The 19,480-nt window shown below is 49.3% G+C and carries 19 protein-coding genes; 11 read left to right on the top strand and 8 right to left on the bottom strand.

Annotated elements, in window-relative coordinates:
- Window positions 1-75: 75 nt before the first annotated feature.
- Window positions 76-1,101, bottom strand: a complete 1,026-nt coding sequence (locus tag VGN67_RS22975) for a sensor histidine kinase (RefSeq protein WP_327489603.1) — start codon at window positions 1,099-1,101, stop codon at window positions 76-78.
- A gap of 345 nt (window positions 1,102-1,446) precedes the next feature.
- Between VGN67_RS22975 and VGN67_RS22970 the strand changes: the two genes are divergently transcribed.
- Window positions 1,447-2,676: a hypothetical protein gene (locus VGN67_RS22970; protein ID WP_327489601.1), complete on the top strand. Its 1,230-nt coding sequence runs from the start codon at window positions 1,447-1,449 to the stop codon at window positions 2,674-2,676.
- 59 nt (window positions 2,677-2,735) lie between these two features.
- On the opposite strand, the gene VGN67_RS22965 is transcribed toward VGN67_RS22970, so the two are convergent.
- Window positions 2,736-2,975 (bottom strand): hypothetical protein, encoded by a 240-nt coding sequence (locus VGN67_RS22965; RefSeq protein WP_327489599.1) that lies wholly within the window; start codon window positions 2,973-2,975, stop codon window positions 2,736-2,738.
- Between VGN67_RS22965 and VGN67_RS22960 the strand changes: the two genes are divergently transcribed.
- From VGN67_RS22960 to VGN67_RS22940, 5 genes are all read left to right on the top strand, one after another.
- The gene (locus tag VGN67_RS22960; protein ID WP_327489597.1) at window positions 2,974-4,416 is read left to right on the top strand and encodes a right-handed parallel beta-helix repeat-containing protein; all 1,443 of its coding nucleotides are present in this window, start codon (window positions 2,974-2,976) and stop codon (window positions 4,414-4,416) included. The two genes, VGN67_RS22965 and VGN67_RS22960, sit on opposite strands and share 2 nt — an antisense overlap.
- 353 nt (window positions 4,417-4,769) lie before the next feature.
- Window positions 4,770-5,699, top strand: a complete 930-nt coding sequence (locus VGN67_RS22955; RefSeq protein ID WP_327489594.1) for a hypothetical protein — start codon at window positions 4,770-4,772, stop codon at window positions 5,697-5,699.
- A 223-nt stretch (window positions 5,700-5,922) separates the two neighbouring features.
- Window positions 5,923-7,035, top strand: coding sequence for a sensor histidine kinase (locus VGN67_RS22950; RefSeq protein WP_327489592.1), 1,113 nt, complete (start codon window positions 5,923-5,925; stop codon window positions 7,033-7,035).
- 49 nt (window positions 7,036-7,084) lie between these two features.
- The gene (locus VGN67_RS22945; protein WP_327489590.1) at window positions 7,085-8,134 is read left to right on the top strand and encodes a sensor histidine kinase; all 1,050 of its coding nucleotides are present in this window, start codon (window positions 7,085-7,087) and stop codon (window positions 8,132-8,134) included.
- Window positions 8,131-9,183 carry a sensor histidine kinase gene (locus tag VGN67_RS22940; RefSeq protein ID WP_327489588.1) on the top strand — a complete coding sequence of 351 codons (1,053 nt, stop codon included), beginning with the start codon at window positions 8,131-8,133 and terminating at the stop codon, window positions 9,181-9,183. Before VGN67_RS22945 ends, VGN67_RS22940 begins: the two co-directional genes overlap by 4 nt.
- Here the strand turns inward: VGN67_RS22940 and VGN67_RS22935 are convergent, their stop codons facing one another.
- The 6 genes from VGN67_RS22935 to VGN67_RS22910 all read right to left on the bottom strand — a co-directional run bounded on the left by VGN67_RS22935 (window position 9,184) and on the right by VGN67_RS22910 (window position 15,370).
- Window positions 9,184-9,969, bottom strand: a complete 786-nt coding sequence (locus VGN67_RS22935; protein ID WP_327489586.1) for a LytTR family DNA-binding domain-containing protein — start codon at window positions 9,967-9,969, stop codon at window positions 9,184-9,186.
- 212 nt (window positions 9,970-10,181) lie between these two features.
- The gene (locus VGN67_RS22930; protein ID WP_327489584.1) at window positions 10,182-11,774 is read right to left on the bottom strand and encodes an OmpA family protein; all 1,593 of its coding nucleotides are present in this window, start codon (window positions 11,772-11,774) and stop codon (window positions 10,182-10,184) included.
- 22 nt (window positions 11,775-11,796) lie between these two features.
- Window positions 11,797-12,399: a TIGR00730 family Rossman fold protein gene (locus VGN67_RS22925; RefSeq protein ID WP_327489582.1), complete on the bottom strand. Its 603-nt coding sequence runs from the start codon at window positions 12,397-12,399 to the stop codon at window positions 11,797-11,799.
- 103 nt (window positions 12,400-12,502) lie between these two features.
- Window positions 12,503-13,426: an IS3 family transposase gene (locus VGN67_RS22920; RefSeq protein WP_327490214.1), complete on the bottom strand. Its 924-nt coding sequence runs from the start codon at window positions 13,424-13,426 to the stop codon at window positions 12,503-12,505.
- Between the two features lie 2 nt (window positions 13,427-13,428).
- Window positions 13,429-13,821, bottom strand: coding sequence for a transposase (locus VGN67_RS22915; protein WP_327489580.1), 393 nt, complete (start codon window positions 13,819-13,821; stop codon window positions 13,429-13,431).
- A 166-nt stretch (window positions 13,822-13,987) separates the two neighbouring features.
- Complete coding sequence (locus VGN67_RS22910; protein WP_327489578.1) at window positions 13,988-15,370, bottom strand: UDP-N-acetylmuramate--L-alanine ligase; 1,383 nt, start codon at window positions 15,368-15,370, stop codon at window positions 13,988-13,990.
- A 234-nt stretch (window positions 15,371-15,604) separates the two neighbouring features.
- On the opposite strand from VGN67_RS22910, the gene VGN67_RS22905 reads away from it, so the two are divergent.
- The 5 genes from VGN67_RS22905 (at window position 15,605) to VGN67_RS22885 (ending at window position 19,161) form a co-directional block, all read left to right on the top strand.
- Window positions 15,605-17,572 (top strand): sialate O-acetylesterase, encoded by a 1,968-nt coding sequence (locus tag VGN67_RS22905; RefSeq protein ID WP_327489576.1) that lies wholly within the window; start codon window positions 15,605-15,607, stop codon window positions 17,570-17,572.
- A gap of 181 nt (window positions 17,573-17,753) precedes the next feature.
- A complete protein-coding gene (locus tag VGN67_RS22900; protein ID WP_327489574.1) occupies window positions 17,754-18,221 on the top strand; it encodes a type II toxin-antitoxin system VapC family toxin in 468 nt (155 codons plus the stop codon).
- Window positions 18,205-18,360, top strand: coding sequence for a hypothetical protein (locus VGN67_RS22895; protein WP_327489572.1), 156 nt, complete (start codon window positions 18,205-18,207; stop codon window positions 18,358-18,360). Before VGN67_RS22900 ends, VGN67_RS22895 begins: the two co-directional genes overlap by 17 nt.
- A gap of 170 nt (window positions 18,361-18,530) precedes the next feature.
- Complete coding sequence (locus tag VGN67_RS22890; RefSeq protein ID WP_327489570.1) at window positions 18,531-18,827, top strand: nucleotidyltransferase family protein; 297 nt, start codon at window positions 18,531-18,533, stop codon at window positions 18,825-18,827.
- Complete coding sequence (locus tag VGN67_RS22885) at window positions 18,820-19,161, top strand: DUF86 domain-containing protein (RefSeq protein ID WP_327489568.1); 342 nt, start codon at window positions 18,820-18,822, stop codon at window positions 19,159-19,161. Before VGN67_RS22890 ends, VGN67_RS22885 begins: the two co-directional genes overlap by 8 nt.
- The last annotated feature ends 319 nt before the right edge of the window (window positions 19,162-19,480 follow it).

Genomic DNA, 19,480 nt, shown 5'->3' with positions numbered 1-19,480 from the left:
CTGGGAAGCAATGAAAATAAGAAGGAGCAAAAAGAGTATTGGCAGAAAAATGACAGCAGGATAACGGACTAAATATCAGACCAAAGGAAGGGTCACCCGGAACTCCTGCCCATCTTCTTCAAAGGTCGGAACGGGCTGTCCCAATATCTGGTACTTACTCAGGATATTATTCAGTCCTACCCCGTTAGAAAGAACCTGACCGGACTTGCGCTGCAAATTATTACTCACCATCAGTTTTTGCTCATTGGCTGTCAGTACAATGGTGAGTGGCTGGTCGGGCAGGATGATATTGTGCTTTACTGCATTTTCAATTAATAACTGCAGCGTCAGAGGAGGAATCTGGCGGGCTTCCGCACTGGGCGGTATGAGCGTGACCAGCGTCAGAGAATCGCCGTGGCGGGTTTTCAGTAGGTTGTAGTACGACTGAACGAATTCAAGTTCGTTGGTTAAAGGTACCAAAGGATTTTCATTGCTCCGTAAAAGATATCTATATACGGTACTGAGTTCTTCAGCAAATACCCCGGCCTGACGGGGATCTTCGTCGATAAGAGATATGAGTGAATTGAGGCTGTTAAACAAAAAATGAGGATTGACCTGCTGGCGGAGCGAGTCAAGCTGAACCTGTAACTGGGCCTTGCTGAGTTGATCAGCCTTCCGACGCGAATGTCGCCAATATTCAAAGTTATGGATGCCTTCATATATAGCAGTAAGAATGGCCACGGCAATAATAGCGGACAGCAATGCCAGCCCCAATCGGAAGGGATCAGGTACAAAGCCAGGCAAATTGTTCCACTGATAAAGCAGAAACGGTATGCTGTAATGCAGGCACGAACTAACCGAAGCAATAATAAACCCCAGAACAGCCCGCTTCGTATAGTGCTGAAGATTAATGTACCGATTCCGGATCTGTATGTTGATGAAGCTATTGCAATACCAGTTGCTGATCGAAATCAGCAACGTAATACCCGTCGCTAGTCCAAATGTTGTCCAACTTTGCCAGTAATTATTTCCTATGAGCAGCCAGTTATATATAATGATATAAATAGGCAGCACAATAAGCTGTAGTAGCCAGTCATAGCGGGAAAAAGCGGGTAGTTTCATCTATGGATACCGTCGTTCTCAATCCGGGAATCAAAAATACACAATTGTAAAGACAAGACGCTCACTATTAAATAAAAAGGAACAGCCAAAGTTATTGAACAATAGGTACCCCACTTTATCAGCACATTCAAAGCTACCGGTTCACTTATACGGACTATGACATCAATAGCCCTTACGGTTAGTTTAAGACCCCCTGGCAATGTTGGCCTGGTACATGTCACTTCACTCTCAAACTTCTCTTTTGCGCATTTCAAACATGAAATATGCTGGTTCAAAGCATCTGCTGCTGGCTAACCGGTAACAGAATTAGAATTTTGTTTCGTCAAAATAAATACATAATTAGCCATGAAAAATTTGTTCTCACCGCTTCTGGGCATCATGCTCAGCCTATTGCTTTTCTCCTGCAACACCGATCCGGGAACTGTCGATCCTACTCCCAAGCCCCCCACCGGTGCCGTTACGCCTATCGGACAGCCCGAAGGAAACGCCCTCACCGCCACAATCGGTCCGGCCGGTGGTACCATCAAATCGGCCGACAACCGGATTCAGATCGCCATTCCGGCCGGAGCCTTATCTACTAACCAGACTATATCGGTGCAGCCCATTGGTAACAACTGTCCCGGTGGCAAGGGGCAGGCCTTCCGGCTGGAGCCCCACGGAATTACCTTTGCCAAGCCGGCCTTTATTACCTTTCAGTACAGCGAAGCTGATGCCAATGGCTCATCCCCTGCATTGCTGCGTGTAGCCTACCAGAACGATAAAGGTACCTGGCAAATGCCAGCTGTAAAAAGTATAGATACTACCGCACATACCGTAACTGTACAAACCTCACACTTCAGTGACTGGGGCTTGTTTCAGAAATTGTTCATCTATCCGGCTAACTCCTTCCTCAACCCCGGCGATAACCTTCACCTTAGAGTGTTCCAGACTGTGAAGTCCGAAGATGACGATTTGTTTGTACCACTCCCTACACTTGTCTCTACCAAGTACATTGAAAAATGGTCCTTAGCCGGGGAAGGTACCCTCGCGCATCAGCATAACCAAGGCGATTACTATGCCCCTGCACGCATTCCGGCCCTTAATCCCGCCGCTATTACTGTATTTCTGAATATATCTACTACCATTGAGGGAAAGGTATATAAAGACCTGCGGCTAGTGACCAATGTCTTTGTTGCCCCCGAGGGAATTTCAGTCCAGATTAACGGTGGAGAGTGGAAAACCTATCCGGGAGGTGCTAATATCAACACCACCCATAATGTGGTTCTTGGTCAAAACGGGACTGAATACGCCTCCGTAGGCTGGAAAGGTACCCCAACCGGTACTTTCCGCTGGACTAAAAGTGCCGACGTAGCTTTCAATATCGTAAAAGGCCCCCTAATATATCAGCATCTGTATGGATCAGAACCTTCGGTAAGTGGCGGCTTTCTAAAAGTTGATAATTCGGACGAAACCTGGGCGGTAGGTACCTTCACCGTAGAACCTGCCGGCTGGATCAACACAAGCCCACCGGCCAAAATGGGTACAGCATCCATAAAAGGGGTGTTCCGTATGAAGCGGGTCAGTCAGGTTCAATAACATCTTTCTTTGTAAACGATACAAGTTCCCGGCAGGTCAATCAAATCTGCAATCAAAACCTATATCGATGGTCTTTGAAGGCCACCGACATCTCCAGGCACAACCATTCCACTGATCATACAGCAGACTGCTCTGGCTGCCCCACCGGCCATACAGATACATAATGTCAATAAACCTTTAAAAATCATTTCTAAAACCATGAAAACTATTTCCAAAATTATGAAAACTGAAAAAATTATTTCCTCCAGAAAGTATCGTTTTTCTCTACTGGTATCTGCCGTTTCAGGAAGGTGGATCATGCTTATGCTCGCCGGCCTTTTTTTAATGACCAGCTGTGAGAAGCAACTCGAGCTAGACCTCAATAAGTCTATCACCGCCAATGCCGGTCCGGATCAGGCAGTCCAGGTCGGACAGGTAGTCACGCTCGACGGCTCGGGCTCGTCCGACAGCCAGGGCAAACCCCTAACCTACGGGTGGAGCTTAGTCCGCCAGCCAGCTACCAGCGCAGCGAAAATCACTGATGCATCAACTGCTAACCCAACCTTTAAGCCCGACGAAACAGGTGAGTACGAACTGGAGCTGACGGTAACCAGCTCCAATGGAAAAGCCACTGACAAGGTTCTGATCAAGGCCTCTATGTCAGAACCACTGGTCATTAGTGAAAACATTACTGAAAAAACTACCCTGGTGGATCGCCTGGCTAACCCTGACCTGCCAGACTACATTGTGACAAAATCCATTGATGTTAACTCTGAACTCACTATCAAACCGGGGGTGGTAATTGCCTTTGAGCGCGATGTATATATGAATATACAAGATAGTGGGTACCTGATTGCCAAAGGGCAGTCCGACAAAAAGATAAAGTTTGTGGGTGTACAGAAAACCAAAGGCTACTGGGCGGGTATCGCCCTCTATTCGGGCAGCAACCTCAATATAATGGAACATGTGGAAATCATGCACACCGGCAGCCGCCCCGTGCACAGTGATATCAAAGCGGCGTTGCTCGTATATGGGGGTAGTGAGTCCCAGATTACCATTAAAAACAGCCAGTTTTCTCAAAACGACGGCTACGGAATGTATGTATATGAGGGAGCCATCCTTCTGGAATTCTCTCAAAACTCTTTCACTAATAACACCGAGGCAGGTATCATGGTGGACGCCATGAACGTTTCCCGGCTTGACGCTGCTTCCAAATTTACCGGGGGTAACGGGCGCAATGTGGTGGAGATCCTGGAATCGAGCCTTGAAGGCAATAAGGAAATAGAGTGGAAGGCCTTCGCCGATAAAACTCCCTACCGGCTCAACGGTGAACTTACAGTCAACTCGGGCTGGAAGCTAAACCCTGGTGTAACACTGGAAATGAACCGTGATGCATTAATTGAGATAAGCAATGACGGCTATATGTCGGCCCAGGGTACGGCCACAGAAAAGGTAGTATTTACCAGTGCCAATCGCACGGCAGCCTACTGGCGGGGTATTGCCTGCTACTCACAGGTAAACAAGAATATCCTGCAACACGCAGAAGTAAAAAATGCCGGTAGCAAAACACTCGTATCTGACAAAAAATCCAACATTGCTATCTATGGAGACGGAACCTCTATGACCATCAAGAATACCCTCATCAGCGGCAGCGGTGGCTACGGTGTGTTTGTGGGCTTAGGTGCCTCCGCCAATACTGACCTTTCATCTGCCAATACCTTTGAGGCCAACGCCCAGACCAACGTATTGATCGAAGAGTAGTTTGCCAGGCGATACGGGATAGTATTCGATTCCTACCATCAAGACCTGCGGAGGTTGAGCCGGTCGCTAGAGGCCCTCAACGCCAATGAACAGGCAATGTACTACATCGAGTCGCTGGTAGACGAAGAACTCCTCATCGCTTAATCCGAAATTAACTTATGGATAAGTACCTCCCCCGACAGCAATAAAAAAGGCTCGTTGGCGGAGGTACTTACCTATTCTCCATTAAACCACCTAACCGGCTGATTCACTACGCATTTTTACCGTTTCGTACGCTTTCAGGTTGGATACCCCTCCGACTTTCCGCAAGTTTGCCTCCGAAATTCGTAAATACACAGCAACTAACAAAAGCCATGAAAAAAACATCCTTAAAAATTCTTCTGATAGCCATTGTTGCCAGTGCAATAGCTACCCGTCCGGCTGATGTACTCACGGATCTGAAACTTTCCTCTGAGCAGGTAAGTAATCAGGTATTTGAGCACCTAACCGACGACTACCCGTCTCTATACCTGTCTTACGAAAGTCGCCAGGCCGCCCGGCAACTATCAGCCCAGGCGCGGGCAACGGCCGTACGAGCCTTGTTTCCGATAGTACGGGCCTATGTACAATCTGATGATTTCAAGAGTCGTCACGACAGCTGGCTGCGGGGCAAGTATCACATCATCGATTCGCCCAATCCAGCAGAAAATATGACCTCCGCCGACCTGAAAGCAGTAATGGATGAGCAGTTGAACCAAACCATGGAGGCATTTAACACAATGCCCCCCCAATTCCTTGCCCTCATGCTGCCTGATCAGCTAGCCCAGATCCAGGAGCAACTAAGCCATGCCGATGCAGCCAGTAAGGCCGCTCTGAATCGTGAAATGACGGAACTGAGGCAGATACAGCCACTTGCGACTACAAAACCTGAGGAGTTTAAGACCCGGTACCTGGCCTTCATGAAAGGGTCAATGGCCCGTCAGTTGGCACATGGTATGGAAGACGAGGAAGAACGACTAGCTAAGGCCAAAGCACAAGCCGAGGAACAGCGGGCTAATAAGGCCAAATACCAGGCCGAGAAGAATCCGAATGCTGTACTTCGTAAAAAGCTTCGCGAATTTATCGCACTAGCCGAATCAGTTGATTTTGACGCTAAAACTGAGAAACAAGGCTACCGGGTTGAATTTGACAGGGACGACTACCGCGCTAAGCCCCGGGAATGGAAACAGCTATACCGCATTGGGCGCGAGCCCGTAATGGCAGCCCGTGACCTGGCTAGTACGTGGTTGAAGGAGCTGAAATAAATTACAGGATAAGAATAATGCTCTGGCCCGGACCAAAACCACGGGAGGCTTACAATTAGACCGGGAGGCTTACAATTAGACCGGGAGGTAACTAAAAAATGACGGATCATAGGAGGAAAAAGCCGCTTCATCAGCGGCTTTTTCCGTTTCATAGCAGGGCAGGGGTTAAAAAATGAAAATTTGTGTTAATCTTTATATAGATTTCCCATACTTTATTGATTTAATGACTCCTCATACGTTAAATAAACTGGACGACAAGTGGTTACGCATTACAGGAATAAGCCTGCTGACGGTAATAGGCTACTTCGCTAACTACTATAACCAGCAACCACTGACGGGGAAACTAGTGGCTAGCTTCTTAGTCTCCTTTTTGTCCATCGTTTTAATATGGCATGTTAACCGGTTTCTGATCCTCCACTTCCGAAACAGATATCCGCAAAAACAACTCCTCCCGAAACGGCTGTTCCTGACATTCCTGACCGGCAGTATTGCTTCTAACATCATTATCCGGTTTATGGGGGCGATACGTTTCTGGATACTTTTTGGAGATTTTACCAGCTATGAGACCTCCCATCAAACGGCCAGAATTACGCTCAACAAGATGACCATATCGCTGAGCTTGTTCGGGTTTGACTTTGTGATGGCTTTTACGAACTTCCTTTTTTTTCAGGCCATCTACGAAATACTGTTTTTTATCCGGGAATCGTCGCTCAAAGAAAAACAACTTCGGCAGGCCGAGCAGGAGCGGGAAATGCTGAGGGCAGCCAATCTACAAAGCCAGCTCGATGCCCTGAAACAGCAGGTCAATCCGCATTTTCTGTTCAATAGCCTGAATGTACTGGATTCACTCATTGAGGATGATCCGCCGCAGGCCCGGGTGTTTCTGGAAGAACTCAGTACGGTATACCGCTATCTGCTCCGCTCCAACGAGCAAGACCTGATCAAGCTGGAGAGCGAACTGGACTTTATAAACTCCTACTACCACTTATTAAAAACCCGCCTCGGAAATGGAATACAGTTAAATATCAATATCAGCAAGCAGTACCAGACGTATAAGATCCCTCCCCTAACGCTGCAGCTACTGGTGGAGAACGCCTTCAAGCATAACATAGTACTACCCGACCAGCCTCTGGTCATTGATATCGTAACGGATAATGAAGGACACTTGATGGTTCAGAATAACGTACAGCGTAAGAAGGTTCGGGTAGCTTCCAACGGGGTAGGCCTTACCAATATTCTGAGTAAATATAAGGTGTTGAACCAGGTAAGTCCGTCTATACGGGAAGACAACGGACAGTTTGTGGTGACGCTGCCTTTAATTGAAGCGAGCGTATAAGATTTTACGGAAAAATCAGTACCCACTAATACTAACTCATGTTCTACGGATGAAACCAGCCGACGACAGAAAACTTCGACTTATCGGTCCGATTATCCTGTTCCTGATAGGTGCACTGTTCTTTCGGCTGAACTGGTACTTTAATTTTTCTGCAGATAAACTTCTTAGAACGGACCTGATTGCGCTGAGTGCGGGCTACTTATGCTGGAACCTGACGCGTTGGATAGTACTACTTCTGCAAAAAAAGTATCCGGGCATAGACAACCTTTATCGGCGTCTGGTCTGGATGGCCCTGCTTTTGCCAGTACTGGTTCACTTCGCCTGGCTGATCCGGCAGATGGCCCATATTGCTTTTAACAATGCTGCCTTTGTTAATGAAACACTTCCTGAATATACTTATTCACTGGGGATCCAGATTTTTTATCATTGCATTTACTATGCTATCTATGAGGGTAGTTATGGCTTGCAAGCCTGGCAGCAAGCCTATGAGCAGAATGAGCGACTTAAAAAAAATAAGCTCCAGAGCCAGCTTGACGCGCTGAAAAGCCAGATTAACCCGCACTTCCTGTTTAATAGCCTTAATTCTCTTTCCATGCTGATTCACGAAAATCCCCGGCAGGCCGAAGACTTTGTGGACGAAATCAGTAACGTATACCGCTACCTGTTGCGATCCAACGACCAGGAGCTGACCACCCTGGGCCGCGAATTACAGTTTATCAATTCGTACTTCCAACTGCTCAAAACCCGTTACGGGGCGGGTATTGACCTGCGTATTTCGGTAGAAGACTGGCAACTGGACCTCCGCATGCCCTCGCTGACCCTGCAACTACTGGTAGAAAACGCGGTGAAGCACAATGTCATTCTGCCTGAGCAGCCGCTGGTAGTCGGCATTGAGACGCAGGGACAAACGCTGGTGGTGCGCAACAACCTGCAGCGGAAAAACATGGCCGCCCACTCCCATAAGGTGGGGCTGGCCAATATTGCCGCCAAGTACCGGTTGCTGAGCGGCCATTCCATCTCGATGCATGAACAGGACGGTTTTTTTACAGTTACCCTCCCGCTGCTGAGTAACAAGCCCCAAACCAGGTCAGTCTCATGAAGCCACTCAACGATACCCGACTCCGACTGCTGGGCCCGGTGTGCCTGTTTGCGTTTGTAGCTATATTTTTTCGGCTCAACCGGTATTTCTTCAGCTGGCCCTGGACCACCATTCTGCTCAACGACTCCGTAGAACTGGCAGCCGGTATCTTTAGCTGGCAGGTAGCGCGCTGGGCCGTTCTGCGTATTCAGCGGTATTGTCCCGGCCTGAGCAACACGCGCCGGCGGTTGCTTTGGCTGCTAACTTTCATGCCCCTGCTGGTGGCAGTCTCCTGGTTTGTCCGCCACTCAGTCCGTTATTTTATTGAAGGCCAGTTTCTATATTTCACCGATACCGCCGAGATAAGCCGCAGCATTGGTATTCAGTTTTTTCACAATTTTATTTATTTAATCATTTACGAAGGCTGGTATGTACTCCGGAAGTGGCATCGCGAAACGGTAGAAACCAACACCCTGGAAAAGGTGTCGCTGCAGAGTCAGCTCAGGTCACTGCAGCACCAGGTCAATCCGCATTTTCTGTTCAACAGCCTCAACTCGCTGTCGTCGCTTATCAGTGAATGTCCCAACCGGGCCGACGCTTTTCTGGACGAACTAACGTCGGTTTTCAGGTACTTGTTACAGGCCAGTGAGCGCCACCTGGTACCACTGGCCGAAGAGGTGGAATTTATTCGTTCGTTTGGCCACTTGCTGCAGGTACGATACCCCGCCGGACTCGTTCTTGACCTGTCCATTGACCCGGCGCAGGAGTCTTTGCTCATCCCGCCGCTGACGCTTCAAATGCTGGTCGAAAACGCCGTGCGGTACAACATCATTCTGCCCGAACAGCCCCTGCATATCCGTATTTATACCACCGCCGACCGGCGCCTGTACGTAGCCAATACCCTCCAGCGAAAGCCACTCCGCGTGGAAACCACCGGAGCCGGGCTTACTAACCTGACGGTTCGCTACGGATTGTTGAATGAAGGAGAATTAACCATTGAAGAACAACCCCAATGGTTTGTAGTAAGTATGCCGCTGGTTAGCACCGAAAGAATAGCCGAACTAAGCTAACTATTTTCCCATCCATTTTTTGAAGTCCGTGGCCCGTTCACGGCTCACCAGTACCTCATCGTCGGTATCGGGTTTCAGGGACAGTTTCAGTTTGTTGTTGAAGTACGGGTGTATTTGCTGCACCGAGTTGATATTGACAATGTACTGGCGGTTAGCCCGAAAAAACTGCTCGGGATCAAGCATGGCTTCCAGGTCGTCCAGCGCATAATCCAGGGAAAATTTCTGGTTCGTACGTGTACGGAACAGACTGACTCCCGCTTCGGAATAAAAAAAGGCAATGTCGTTTACTTCCACGGGTACCCACTGCGACAAATGCCGCACCAGGAACCGACGCCGGTAGTCGGCGGGAGTTACCTGCTGCCGGAGTTGCTGCACCAGAGCGTCAATAGACACGCGGGAAGAGATTTCGGTCCCGGAAGTGAGTCGTTTGTGTTTTTCCAGGCTGGCTTCCAGTTCGTGCCGCTTGATGGGCTTCAGCAGGTAGTCGATACTGTTTACCTTAAAGGCCCGAAGGGCGTATTCATCATAAGAGGTGGTAAAGATTACCGGGGCCGAAACGGTAGTCTGCTCAAAGATCTCAAAGCTTTGCCCGTCGGCCAGTTCAATATCCATCAGAATAAGATCCGGAGCCAGGGCCTGATCAGACATGTTACTTTCCAGCCATTTTACCGAGGCCCGTACGCTCGGAGCCGTTCCTACTACGTTCAACGTAGGATCAACTTCCTGCAATAATCTTGTCAGTTTGCGTACAGCTAATTCTTCGTCTTCTATTATGAAAACATTCATAGGTAAACAGTCTTAGTGGTAGAATGTAAAACTATTTACTTTCACCATTGGTACCAATGCTATACTTTACAAAACAGGCAAAAAAAAGGCTGAACTCGCATTTAGCAAAGATGAATTGTATAGACCAGCAACCAACGGGGCCGGGATTGAATCAACCAGCCTTCTCAACGCTCCGCCCTACTTAGCAATGTACTAAGTACTTAAGTACTTCATTACTTTTTCAGGATAGTGAACTCCACCCGGCGGTTGGCAGCCTGCCCCTCGGGCGTTTCGTTGGTGACCAGGGGGCGGCTTTCGCCGTAGCCTTTGCTGGCTACCCGGTCGGGCTCAATACCCTTGCCGATCAGGTACTCCCGAACGGCATCGGCGCGGTCTTGCGAGAGCTTGAGGTTAGCGGCGTCACTACCTACGTTGTCGGTATGGCCGCCCAGCTCAATAAACAGTTTGTTGTTCTGATTCATGGTCAGGGCAATGCGGTCCAGTTCCGAGAACGATTCGGTACGCAGGGTAGATTTTCCAAATTCAAAGGAAATATTGTTCAACCGTACTATTTGTCCTTCCTCAATGGGTACCAGCTTCAGCGATTTGTTGTTGATCTCGCGGTAGCCTTTGCCCTGCAGAGCCGTGGTAGAGTCGGTTAGGTCTACGTTTTCCCCTTCGGCAATGAAGTTGGGTGCCACCGCCCGCATGCTGTACTTCTTGCCGTAGGGCAGTACCAGTTTGTACTCGCCGGTAAGCGGATTAGTGGTAGCGGTACCAGCCTCTTCGCCGGTGGCCATGTCTTCGTAAATAATCTGGGCTTCTACGGGTTTGCCGGTTTTTGAGTCAATTACCTTTCCGCTGAGCAGTACCACCGGATCGGGGGCTGGTGCCACGGGTTCGGTGGGTTGGGTTTCGCCCGGCTGTACTTTGGGGCGCAGGTCTATGCGTACTACGTCGCCTTTGCCGAGGGTTTCTTTAAAGGACGTCATGTAGGCGTAGTCGCCCGCCGCTGATACCGTGTAGTAGGCGTCGTAGCCGTCGGTATTGATACCGGCCCCCAGGTTTACCGGCTTGCTCCACCGCTTCCAGGTTCGGTCGATGCGCTTGGTGTAGTACACGTCGTTGCTACCCTGCCCGCCGGGGCGGTTGCTCGAGAAGTACAGCGTAACGCCATCAGGAGCCAGAAAGGGGGTAGTTTCGGTAAAGTCATCCGTATTGATCTCCGGCCCCAGATTGAGGGGTTTGGTCCACTTACCGCTTTTCTCCTTAAAGCTTACGTAAATATCGTCATCCTTGCTGTTTTTCTTCTCGCTGAAAGCCATCACCAGTACTTTGCCGTCGTTTGACAGGTACCCGCAGTCAAACTGCCCCTTGCTCATTTTTTCGTAGCCGGGTATGTCCAGCTTTTGCGGAGCCGACCAGCCTTTTGCCGTACGCTGACTAATGGAGAAGCCCCGGGTTTCGTAGCGGCCAGCCACGTAGGCGCCTTTCAGCAGGGCGGTATTGCCGTCGGGTGAAATGCTGTAGAGGCTGTTGTATGTTTCCTTATTGAGCGGCGCGGGCAGGCGCCGCGCCGGTGACCACTGTCCGTTCTGGTTTTCGGAGTACCAGATATCCTGACTTCCTTTGTCCCCGAAGGTATTCTGCGGGTGGCTGATGCGGGCGTAGTACAGGGTTTTTCCGTCGGGCGAAATAACCGGACCAATCTCATTGAACTCAGAATTAATCCCCTGCCCCAGATTCTCGAATCTGGGAGCGGGGGTTTGAGCTCCGCAGAGGGACACTAAAAGAAAAGTGGCGAGGAAGAGGGATACGGTACGCATTATTTTTTGGACTCAGCTATAACTACTTAGGCGGATCTGTAAGATACAACGATGTATCCAGCGTCTTATTTTCCTCCCGGTTGGCCAGAAAGGCCTCCATCTTTTCCAGCAGTTGGTCGGCGGTGTCGGCTATCAGCAGCAGGTCACGGTTTTCCGGCCGCAGGAAACCCTCCTCAACCATCTTGTCCAGATGTATCAGCAGGTGGTCATAGAAACCGTTGACGTTTAGCAAGCCTACGGGTCCGTGGAAAATCCGCAGCTGCGACCAGGCCAGTATCTCAAACAGTTCGTCGAGGGTACCGTAGCCACCCGGCAGCGCTATCACCCCGTCCGAGAGGGATACCATTTTGGCTTTGCGCTCGTGCATAGTATCGACAAAGTGGATTTCTGATAACGTCTTGTGCGCCACTTCCAGCTTCGCCAGAAAGTTGGGGATAATACCCGTTACGGCCCCGCCGTTTTCCAGCACTCCGTCGGCGATGGTACCCATCAGTCCCAGATTACCACCGCCATAAATCACTTTAGTATTTCTCGCGGCCAGCTGCTTTCCCAGCTTGTGCGCTACTTCTTTATAAACCGGCTTATTTCCCGGATTAGACCCACAATATACTACTACTGAGTTCATTATTAGCTGTTAGCTTTTAGTTATTAGGTGTTAGTTTTTAGCTTTTAGGTAAATTGTCATTGCCTAAAATAGGTTGACCGTTATAGAACAAGAATAAAACGACTTAAAATTGAATAAAACATTGATTTGGATTTAAATAATTGAGTTGATTGCAGGTCCAGATAGTTAAGCGAGGCCTTTTAGAGGCTTGCAGTTCTTTGATATGCTGTTCAAACGCGCAAGGCGTCAAATTCCCCAGGGCTGAATGAGGCCTGAGCGTGTTGTAAGTGCTTACGGCCCTATTGAGTTCCTTCACCAACTGGTCAAAGTTGGTGATTTGGCGGTGAATCAGGTACTGGTTCTTGATGGTTCCATTGGCTCTTTCAATATGGGCGTTTTCGTAGACCTGGTCGCACATACTGATGCGGATGTTGGCTGCCCCTAGCAAGCCCACATAATCACCACTGACGTACTGCCCCCCTCGATCTGAGTGGTGGATGAGTCCGTTTCGAAAATCAGTTTTCTTCCGGGTCAGCAAGCCCATGCGCAAGGCCTGCAGGTTGTTGGTGGCTCTCATGTGATCGGCCACCGAATGCCCAATGATGCGCCGGGAGTACACATCCATCATCAGGACGATGTAGAAGAACTGGCCGTTGAGATCAAAGTAAGTGATGTCGCTGGTCCAAACCTGGTCGATGCCGTTGATAATCTTGTCGGTCAACAGGTTGCGGTAGCGGCTGTAAGGGCTGGAAAAGGTAGTGCGGGTCTTATTTCTGACTAATTTGGTCCGTAGTCCATATTTGAGGCCCATGCTGATGAAGGCATCACGCCCTACCGATTCGGGTTGGTAGAGCTCGTACATCGTCCGCAGGCCCATCCCCGGGTGGATCTGCCGGATATCCAACATCAGCCCTACGATCACGCGCTCTTGCTGTTGGCAGGCCTGTAGGCGCTGCAACGACTGGTGGTGGGCTTGCTTGCTGATGCCACAATGTGAGTAAATCCGGTTCATCGAATAGGGGTGTTTGGCCGGGTTCTGCCGGTAAATCTCTATGACTTGGGACTGAAATTTTTTTTTAGGTCCATCGACAATTCTTTCGAGGCGATCTCGATGAGCTTGTCCTGGAAGTCAATCGCGAGTTGTTTCTGGCCCACAATCCGTTCCAGTTCCGCGATGCGGGCCAGCAAGTCTTTGACCTTGTCGGCTTGGCTGTCTTTCTGTACGACCATCGTTGTGCCTTTTTGGTGATTGGGTGAGTATTTGTATATCCACAAATATATGGCCCAGGGACGTACATCCCACAGCCGACTCAGTTCCAGCACCGTGATCTTGCCTGATGTGATCTCGGCCACTTTTTCGCGTTTGAAAGCTTCACTGAACACCCGGCGTTTACGGAATTCGAACTTGGTACTTTTTCCGCTTTTTACTTTTAAATTTCCCATAGTCATAAGTTGATTTGTGGTCAACCTATTTTAGGCAAGGACAAATAGCCCTTAGCTGGTTAGGTTTGGTTAAGGCGTACCAATCATCAAGATGCGTAAGTACCTCTTCGTCAGGCGTTAGCTTTTTCATTGATGAATAAATATCCATAAAGCTAATACCTACCAGCTATCCCACTATCGCCGCCGCCAGGGCTTTGAGGTCCAGACCGCCAAAGGTACCTGAGCTCATCATCAGCAGGTTGGCACCTTCCCAGGACTGGTTCATCAGAAAATCCCGTAGTGCTTGCTGGTCCGTAAATACGTTGAGGTCGTTGCGCTTGAAGGCGGTACGAATATCCTGCTCGGTGATAGGTTCCAGACGCTTGTGCTCGAGGGTCTGGGGATTGTAAAATACAACCGCTACATCGGCGGCATCAAACTTTTCGCGGTATTGGCTCAGGAAAGTCTTGTTGAGGCTACTGAAGGTGTGCAGCTCCGCGCAGGCCACCAGCTTCCGCTTCGGAAACTGCTCCTTCACGGCCTTCGTAGTGGCTTCTACCTTGGAGGGCGCGTGAGCGAAGTCCTTGTATACTATGGTCTGCCCATTTTTGCCCAGTAGCTCCAGCCGGTTCGAAGCGCCCTTGAAGGTCTGGATAGCCCGGTAAAACTCCTCATCGGTAATACCCAGCCGCTCACACACATGCCGCGCTCCGCTGATGTTCTTCATGTTGTGCTCGCCGAATACCAGCAAAGGTACTTCGCCCTGGCTGCTGGTTTTGAGGAAGGTCTGCCCGTTTGCTACCTTGTACGGATGCGCTTCGTAGGGTATTTTGGTAACGTCGGGGCGTTCCTTCTGCCCGATTACATCCAGTAGGTCATCCGTTTCGTCAAATACAATGACCCCCGCTTTGGGCAGGCTGTCGGCCAGGAGTTCAAACTGCTTCACGTAGGCCTCCCAGGTCGGGAAGACATTGAAATGGTCCCAGGCAATACCGCTCACCAGTACAATGTGCGCCTGGTAGTGCAGAAATTTGGGGGTAGGGTCGAGCGGAGAAGTAAGGTACTCGTCGCCTTCCACTACAATCACGGGAGCTTCCTCATCCAGCCGCACCATGTTGTCAAAGCCTTCCAGCTGCGCCCCCACCAGGAAGTTAAAGTTACGCTGGTTGTACCGCAGCACGTGCAGGATCATGGACGTAATGCTGGTCTTGCCGTGGCTGCCGGCTACTACTACGCGTTGTTTATCGCGGCTTTGCTCAAATATGAACTCCGGGTACGAATACACTTTCAGCCCCAGTTCCTGGGCTTTGAGCAACTCGGGGTTGTCCTGCCGGGCGTGCATACCCAATATTACCGCTTCCAGATCTGTCGTCACTTTCTCGGGAAACCAGCCGGTTTCGGCCGGTAGCAGGTTGTGGTTGCCCAGGCGGGTACGCGAAGGTTCGTAGATTTCATCGTCGGAGCCGGTAATAACAAAACCCTTGCGTTGTAGCTCTATGGCGAGGTTGTGCATGATGCTCCCCCCAATGGAAATGAAGTGTATTTTACGAGACGAGGTTGATTGACTCATACTAGCGGTTGGTATTGACTGATTTGGAGCGAAGTTAGTAAGTTTTTTCTGATGATGCAGTCCCGGGCGTTGTGGCCGGACGGTAAATAGTTGTCGCTGCGGTGGCCCGCCCAGGTACTTTTTTCGTAGATAAAGTACCTCCTGCCTACTTCTATGAGTAAATCTGGCCGGGAAACGGGTTATAAGTACCTGTATATTGTCACACCTATCCCAGGCCTGAACCGGTTTATACTTATGCTAGCAAGACGCCTTCTTCCCCTTATTGTTGTTCTTCTTTCTTCCAGCCTGACCTTCGCGCAGCTTAAAGTAGCGCGAGTCTTTGGTGACCACATGGTGCTGCAGCGCGATAAACTCATCATGGTATGGGGTTGGGCCGATAAAGGTGAAAAAGTAACTGTTACCCTAAATGGCCGTACCGTCACCGCCAAAGCCGGTAGCGACGGCAAGTGGATGACCGATTTACCCACCATGCCCGCGGGCGGTCCCTACCAGCTCATAATAAAAGGCAAAAAAGACCAGATTACCCTGAACGATATACTGGTAGGCGAGGTGTGGCTGCTGTCGGGGCAGTCGAATATGGAGTGGCGGGTAAAAAACTCCGACAACGCCAAAGCTGAGATAGCGGCGGCCAACTACCCCACCATCCGGCACTTTGAAGTAGCGCACGAGCTGGCATTCGAGCCGGAACAGGACCTGAAATCGGGTGAGTGGAAAGTAGCTTCCCCGGCTACTGTGGGCGATTTTTCGGCGGTAGGGTACTTCTTTGCCCGTGATATTTCGCAGAAACTGGGCGTACCCGTGGGGCTGGTGCATTCGTCGTGGGGTGGCTCGCAGGTAGAAGGCTGGATCAGCGAGAAGGCTATGAAGGAATCGGACGTACTGAACTACTACCCCCGGACCATGGCCCGCAGCTGGGAAGAAGACGCCAAAATTCAGGAGAAAAAGCTCATCAGGCAGGTGTACGGTACCGACACCTACAACATCAGCGCCGTAGACGAAAGCGCCTACCTCAAGCCCGGCTACGATTACAGCCAATGGAAACTGAAAGTAAATCCGATGGGCCAGTGGGTGTGGCAGGGCGTTGGGGGCTACCGGGGCACAGCTTACGTGCAGCGTACGGTGGATGTACCGGCCGAACTGACCTCCACTGAAACCACCCTGAACTTTGGCCGCAATACCGGCGATCTGACCTTCTACATTAACGGCAAGAAGGTATACGAAGGTACTACTAAAGAGCCTATTGAGCTCAAGCTCCCCGCCGGTACCTGGCAGCCGGGCGGGAACTCACTGCTTATCAAAATGAGCCCTATGCGCGAACCGCAGTACTTCGGTATGGGCTTTATGGGTGCACCCGCCAACTTTTCTGTCAAAGGAGCCGGTACCAGTATTCCGCTGGTAGATACCCGCTGGAATATGGTACCTTCCTGGAAGGGCACACGTACCTACGACCACTTCATGAACAACGTAGGTACCACTATTTACAATGCTATGATCGCCCCGCTGGTACCCTACACCATTGCGGGCGCGCTCTGGTACCAGGGCGAGAGCAACGCGGGCCGGGCCGCCCAATACCGTCAGTCTTTCCCGCTCCTGATCAACAACTGGCGACAGGACTGGGGCTACGAATTTCCGTTCCTGTTTGTGCAGCTGGCCAATTACGGCCGCAACCAGAGCAGCAACGACGGCAGCGACTGGGCTGAACTCCGCGAAGCCCAGGCCATGACCCTTCAGATGCCCAAAACCGGCATGGCTGTGACGACTGACATCGGCAACCCCAACGATATTCACCCCACCAACAAGCAGGATGTAGGCAAGCGGCTGGCGCTGGCGGCCCTAAAGGTAGCCTACGACATGGATGTAGTATACAGCGGCCCCACCTATAAAAATGTGCGCTTTACAAATGGCCAGGCCATCCTGAACTTCGATAACATAGGTGGTGGCCTTACTACCATAGACAAATACGGGTACCTTAAAGGCTTTGAAATAGCCGGGGCCGACGGGAAGTTTTACTACGCCTCCGCTCAAATAGAAGGTACTACAGTAGTGGTGTCGCACCCGCAGGTACCTACCCCCGCGGCGGTACGCTACGGCTGGTCCAACTCCCCCACCGACGCCAACCTCTACAACGCCGAAGGCCTGCCCGCCCCGCCTTTCCGGACCGATAAGTGGAAGGGCGTGACGGAGGGGAGGCGATTTGAGTAGGGGGAGGTACTTACCAGGCTAGTAAAAGAATGGTGGCTATTTGCTATATTTGAGTAATAGGCACATCTTAGTAATCAAACAATGCCTTTGTAGCAGTTACAGAGCTTCCTGGTGTAAGCATGGCTAAACACGCAAAAGAGTCACTTAAAATGCAAAAGCTACTATTTGCAACTTAAAAAAAATGACACAAAGGTTATATATTGATACCTCCGTGTTTGGCGGATATTTTGATGTTGAATTTGCTGAATTTACCATTCCACTATTTGAAAGACTGAATAATGGGGAATTCATTTTGCTTTTTTCGATGGTAACCCAGGAGGAACTTGAAAATGCACCCCAAAACGTTCAGAAGTTGGTAATAGACATAAAGTCTGACTATACAGAGCTTTTAGAAATTAATAAAGAAGCGGTTGATTTAGCCAACGAATATTTGATCGAAAAAGTAGTTGGACCTACAAGCTACGCCGACTGTTTACATATTGCGCTTGCAACAATTAATAGAGCTGACTACTTGCTAAGCTGGAACTTCAAACATATCGTGAACGTCCAGAGAATCCGCGGATATAATGCCATTAATATTAAAAACGGGTATAGACTCCTAGAAATCCGTTCACCCAGAGATTTTGTAAACTATGAAGACGACAACTGAAAAACAATTTGACGCTGTAAAATATATGCGTCAACAAAGAGAAGAATTAAGTAAGAAGTTATCAAAGATGACTAAGGAAGAAATTATAGACTATTTCAATGAAAAGAAAATGAAGGCCAAAATAAAGCCCAGCGCCTAAGATCTACCTGACAAGATAGTAGAGAGTACTGTTTTTATAAGCCGTGGTTGGTGCTTCTCTCACCAGCAACTTCTCAACAAGTACCTGATTCGCCGGTGAGAACATCGGAAAAGGCGAACCTACAAAGGGTAATCTAAGGACTTGTATATTTGAATACAGACGTCCCTTATATGACAACCAGAGAATATATACTAGCCACCATAAAATCGAACAAGCCACAACTTGAAAAACTGGGCGTTAAGCAGGTAGGTTTATTTGGTTCGTACGTTCGAAATGAGCAGTCATCCAGCAGCGACATTGATCTACTCCTGGACTTTGAACCCGGGCAGGAGAAGTTTGATAACTTTATGCAGGTATGTGACCTATTTGAGGAGCTATTCCAGGACCAGAAAGTGGAAGTCGTAACAAAAAATGGCTTAAGTCCCCACATTGGCCCAAGAATACTAAAGGAGGTAGTATATGTCTAAGGAAGCCATTGAGTACCTGAAACATATCAGAGATGAGTGTAAGTACATCTTGTCTGTAACCGGTGAGGAGGTAACAGTGGAGGCATTTCTGCAAGATGAAACCTTAAAAAGAGCTATCGTCAGGAGCCTAGAAATTATTGGCGAAGCCACCAAGAAGGTACCTGCTGATTTTAAAGCAGAACGGTCATCTATACAATGGAGAAGCATGGCTGGTATGCGCGACAGACTTATTCACGACTATATGGGCGTCAACTACCTGCTAGTTTGGGACGTAGTGAAGAACAAAATACCTGAACTACACGAGCAGATTACGGAGGTAATAGAGAAGGGATAAAACTACTGCTGTTGCTCACCAGCCACTTATCCGAAAGTACTTCATTCGCCGGTAATAACATTGGCAAAGGGCTTAATAGCCATAGTTTAGAAATTATCCAAAAGATGCTCTAATCCCTGTGAAAGGGCGTTAACATTTTTTAACGTGCTTATTAACAGTATATAAGGTTGTATTACCAATCTTTGTAGAAATACCCTATTGATTACATTTTTCAAATCCCATTCAGTCATGCACAGGTCTCATTATCTGGAAGAGTACCAGATAGATTGATGTGTCAAGTAGTATCATAAGCTATCATCATCTAGCTGGTCTATACCTG

The sequence above is a fragment of the Telluribacter sp. genome, assembly GCF_035998675.1.
GTDB lineage: Bacteria > Bacteroidota > Bacteroidia > Cytophagales > Spirosomataceae > Telluribacter.
Note: the sequence above shows the minus strand (reverse complement) of the source record. Positions and strands in the feature narration are given on the sequence as shown.

Excerpts from the sequence above, each read along its gene's own strand:
- VGN67_RS22970 (WP_327489601.1), top strand. The coding sequence starts at position 1,447 with ATGAAAAATTTGTTCTCACCGCTTCTGGGCATCATGCTCAGCCTATTG.
- VGN67_RS22910 (WP_327489578.1), bottom strand. The coding sequence starts at position 15,370 with ATGAGTCAATCAACCTCGTCTCGTAAAATACACTTCATTTCCATTGGG.
- VGN67_RS22955 (WP_327489594.1), top strand. The coding sequence starts at position 4,770 with ATGAAAAAAACATCCTTAAAAATTCTTCTGATAGCCATTGTTGCCAGT.
- VGN67_RS22890 (WP_327489570.1), top strand. The coding sequence starts at position 18,531 with ATGACAACCAGAGAATATATACTAGCCACCATAAAATCGAACAAGCCA.
- VGN67_RS22950 (WP_327489592.1), top strand. The coding sequence starts at position 5,923 with ATGACTCCTCATACGTTAAATAAACTGGACGACAAGTGGTTACGCATT.
- VGN67_RS22930 (WP_327489584.1), bottom strand. The coding sequence starts at position 11,774 with ATGCGTACCGTATCCCTCTTCCTCGCCACTTTTCTTTTAGTGTCCCTC.
- VGN67_RS22940 (WP_327489588.1), top strand. The coding sequence starts at position 8,131 with ATGAAGCCACTCAACGATACCCGACTCCGACTGCTGGGCCCGGTGTGC.
- VGN67_RS22960 (WP_327489597.1), top strand. The coding sequence starts at position 2,974 with ATGCTTATGCTCGCCGGCCTTTTTTTAATGACCAGCTGTGAGAAGCAA.
- VGN67_RS22975 (WP_327489603.1), bottom strand. The coding sequence starts at position 1,101 with ATGAAACTACCCGCTTTTTCCCGCTATGACTGGCTACTACAGCTTATT.
- VGN67_RS22935 (WP_327489586.1), bottom strand. The coding sequence starts at position 9,969 with ATGAATGTTTTCATAATAGAAGACGAAGAATTAGCTGTACGCAAACTG.
- VGN67_RS22965 (WP_327489599.1), bottom strand. The coding sequence starts at position 2,975 with ATGATCCACCTTCCTGAAACGGCAGATACCAGTAGAGAAAAACGATAC.
- VGN67_RS22945 (WP_327489590.1), top strand. The coding sequence starts at position 7,085 with ATGAAACCAGCCGACGACAGAAAACTTCGACTTATCGGTCCGATTATC.
- VGN67_RS22915 (WP_327489580.1), bottom strand. The coding sequence starts at position 13,821 with ATGGGAAATTTAAAAGTAAAAAGCGGAAAAAGTACCAAGTTCGAATTC.
- VGN67_RS22895 (WP_327489572.1), top strand. The coding sequence starts at position 18,205 with ATGAAGACGACAACTGAAAAACAATTTGACGCTGTAAAATATATGCGT.
- VGN67_RS22905 (WP_327489576.1), top strand. The coding sequence starts at position 15,605 with ATGCTAGCAAGACGCCTTCTTCCCCTTATTGTTGTTCTTCTTTCTTCC.
- VGN67_RS22885 (WP_327489568.1), top strand. The coding sequence starts at position 18,820 with ATGTCTAAGGAAGCCATTGAGTACCTGAAACATATCAGAGATGAGTGT.
- VGN67_RS22900 (WP_327489574.1), top strand. The coding sequence starts at position 17,754 with ATGACACAAAGGTTATATATTGATACCTCCGTGTTTGGCGGATATTTT.
- VGN67_RS22925 (WP_327489582.1), bottom strand. The coding sequence starts at position 12,399 with ATGAACTCAGTAGTAGTATATTGTGGGTCTAATCCGGGAAATAAGCCG.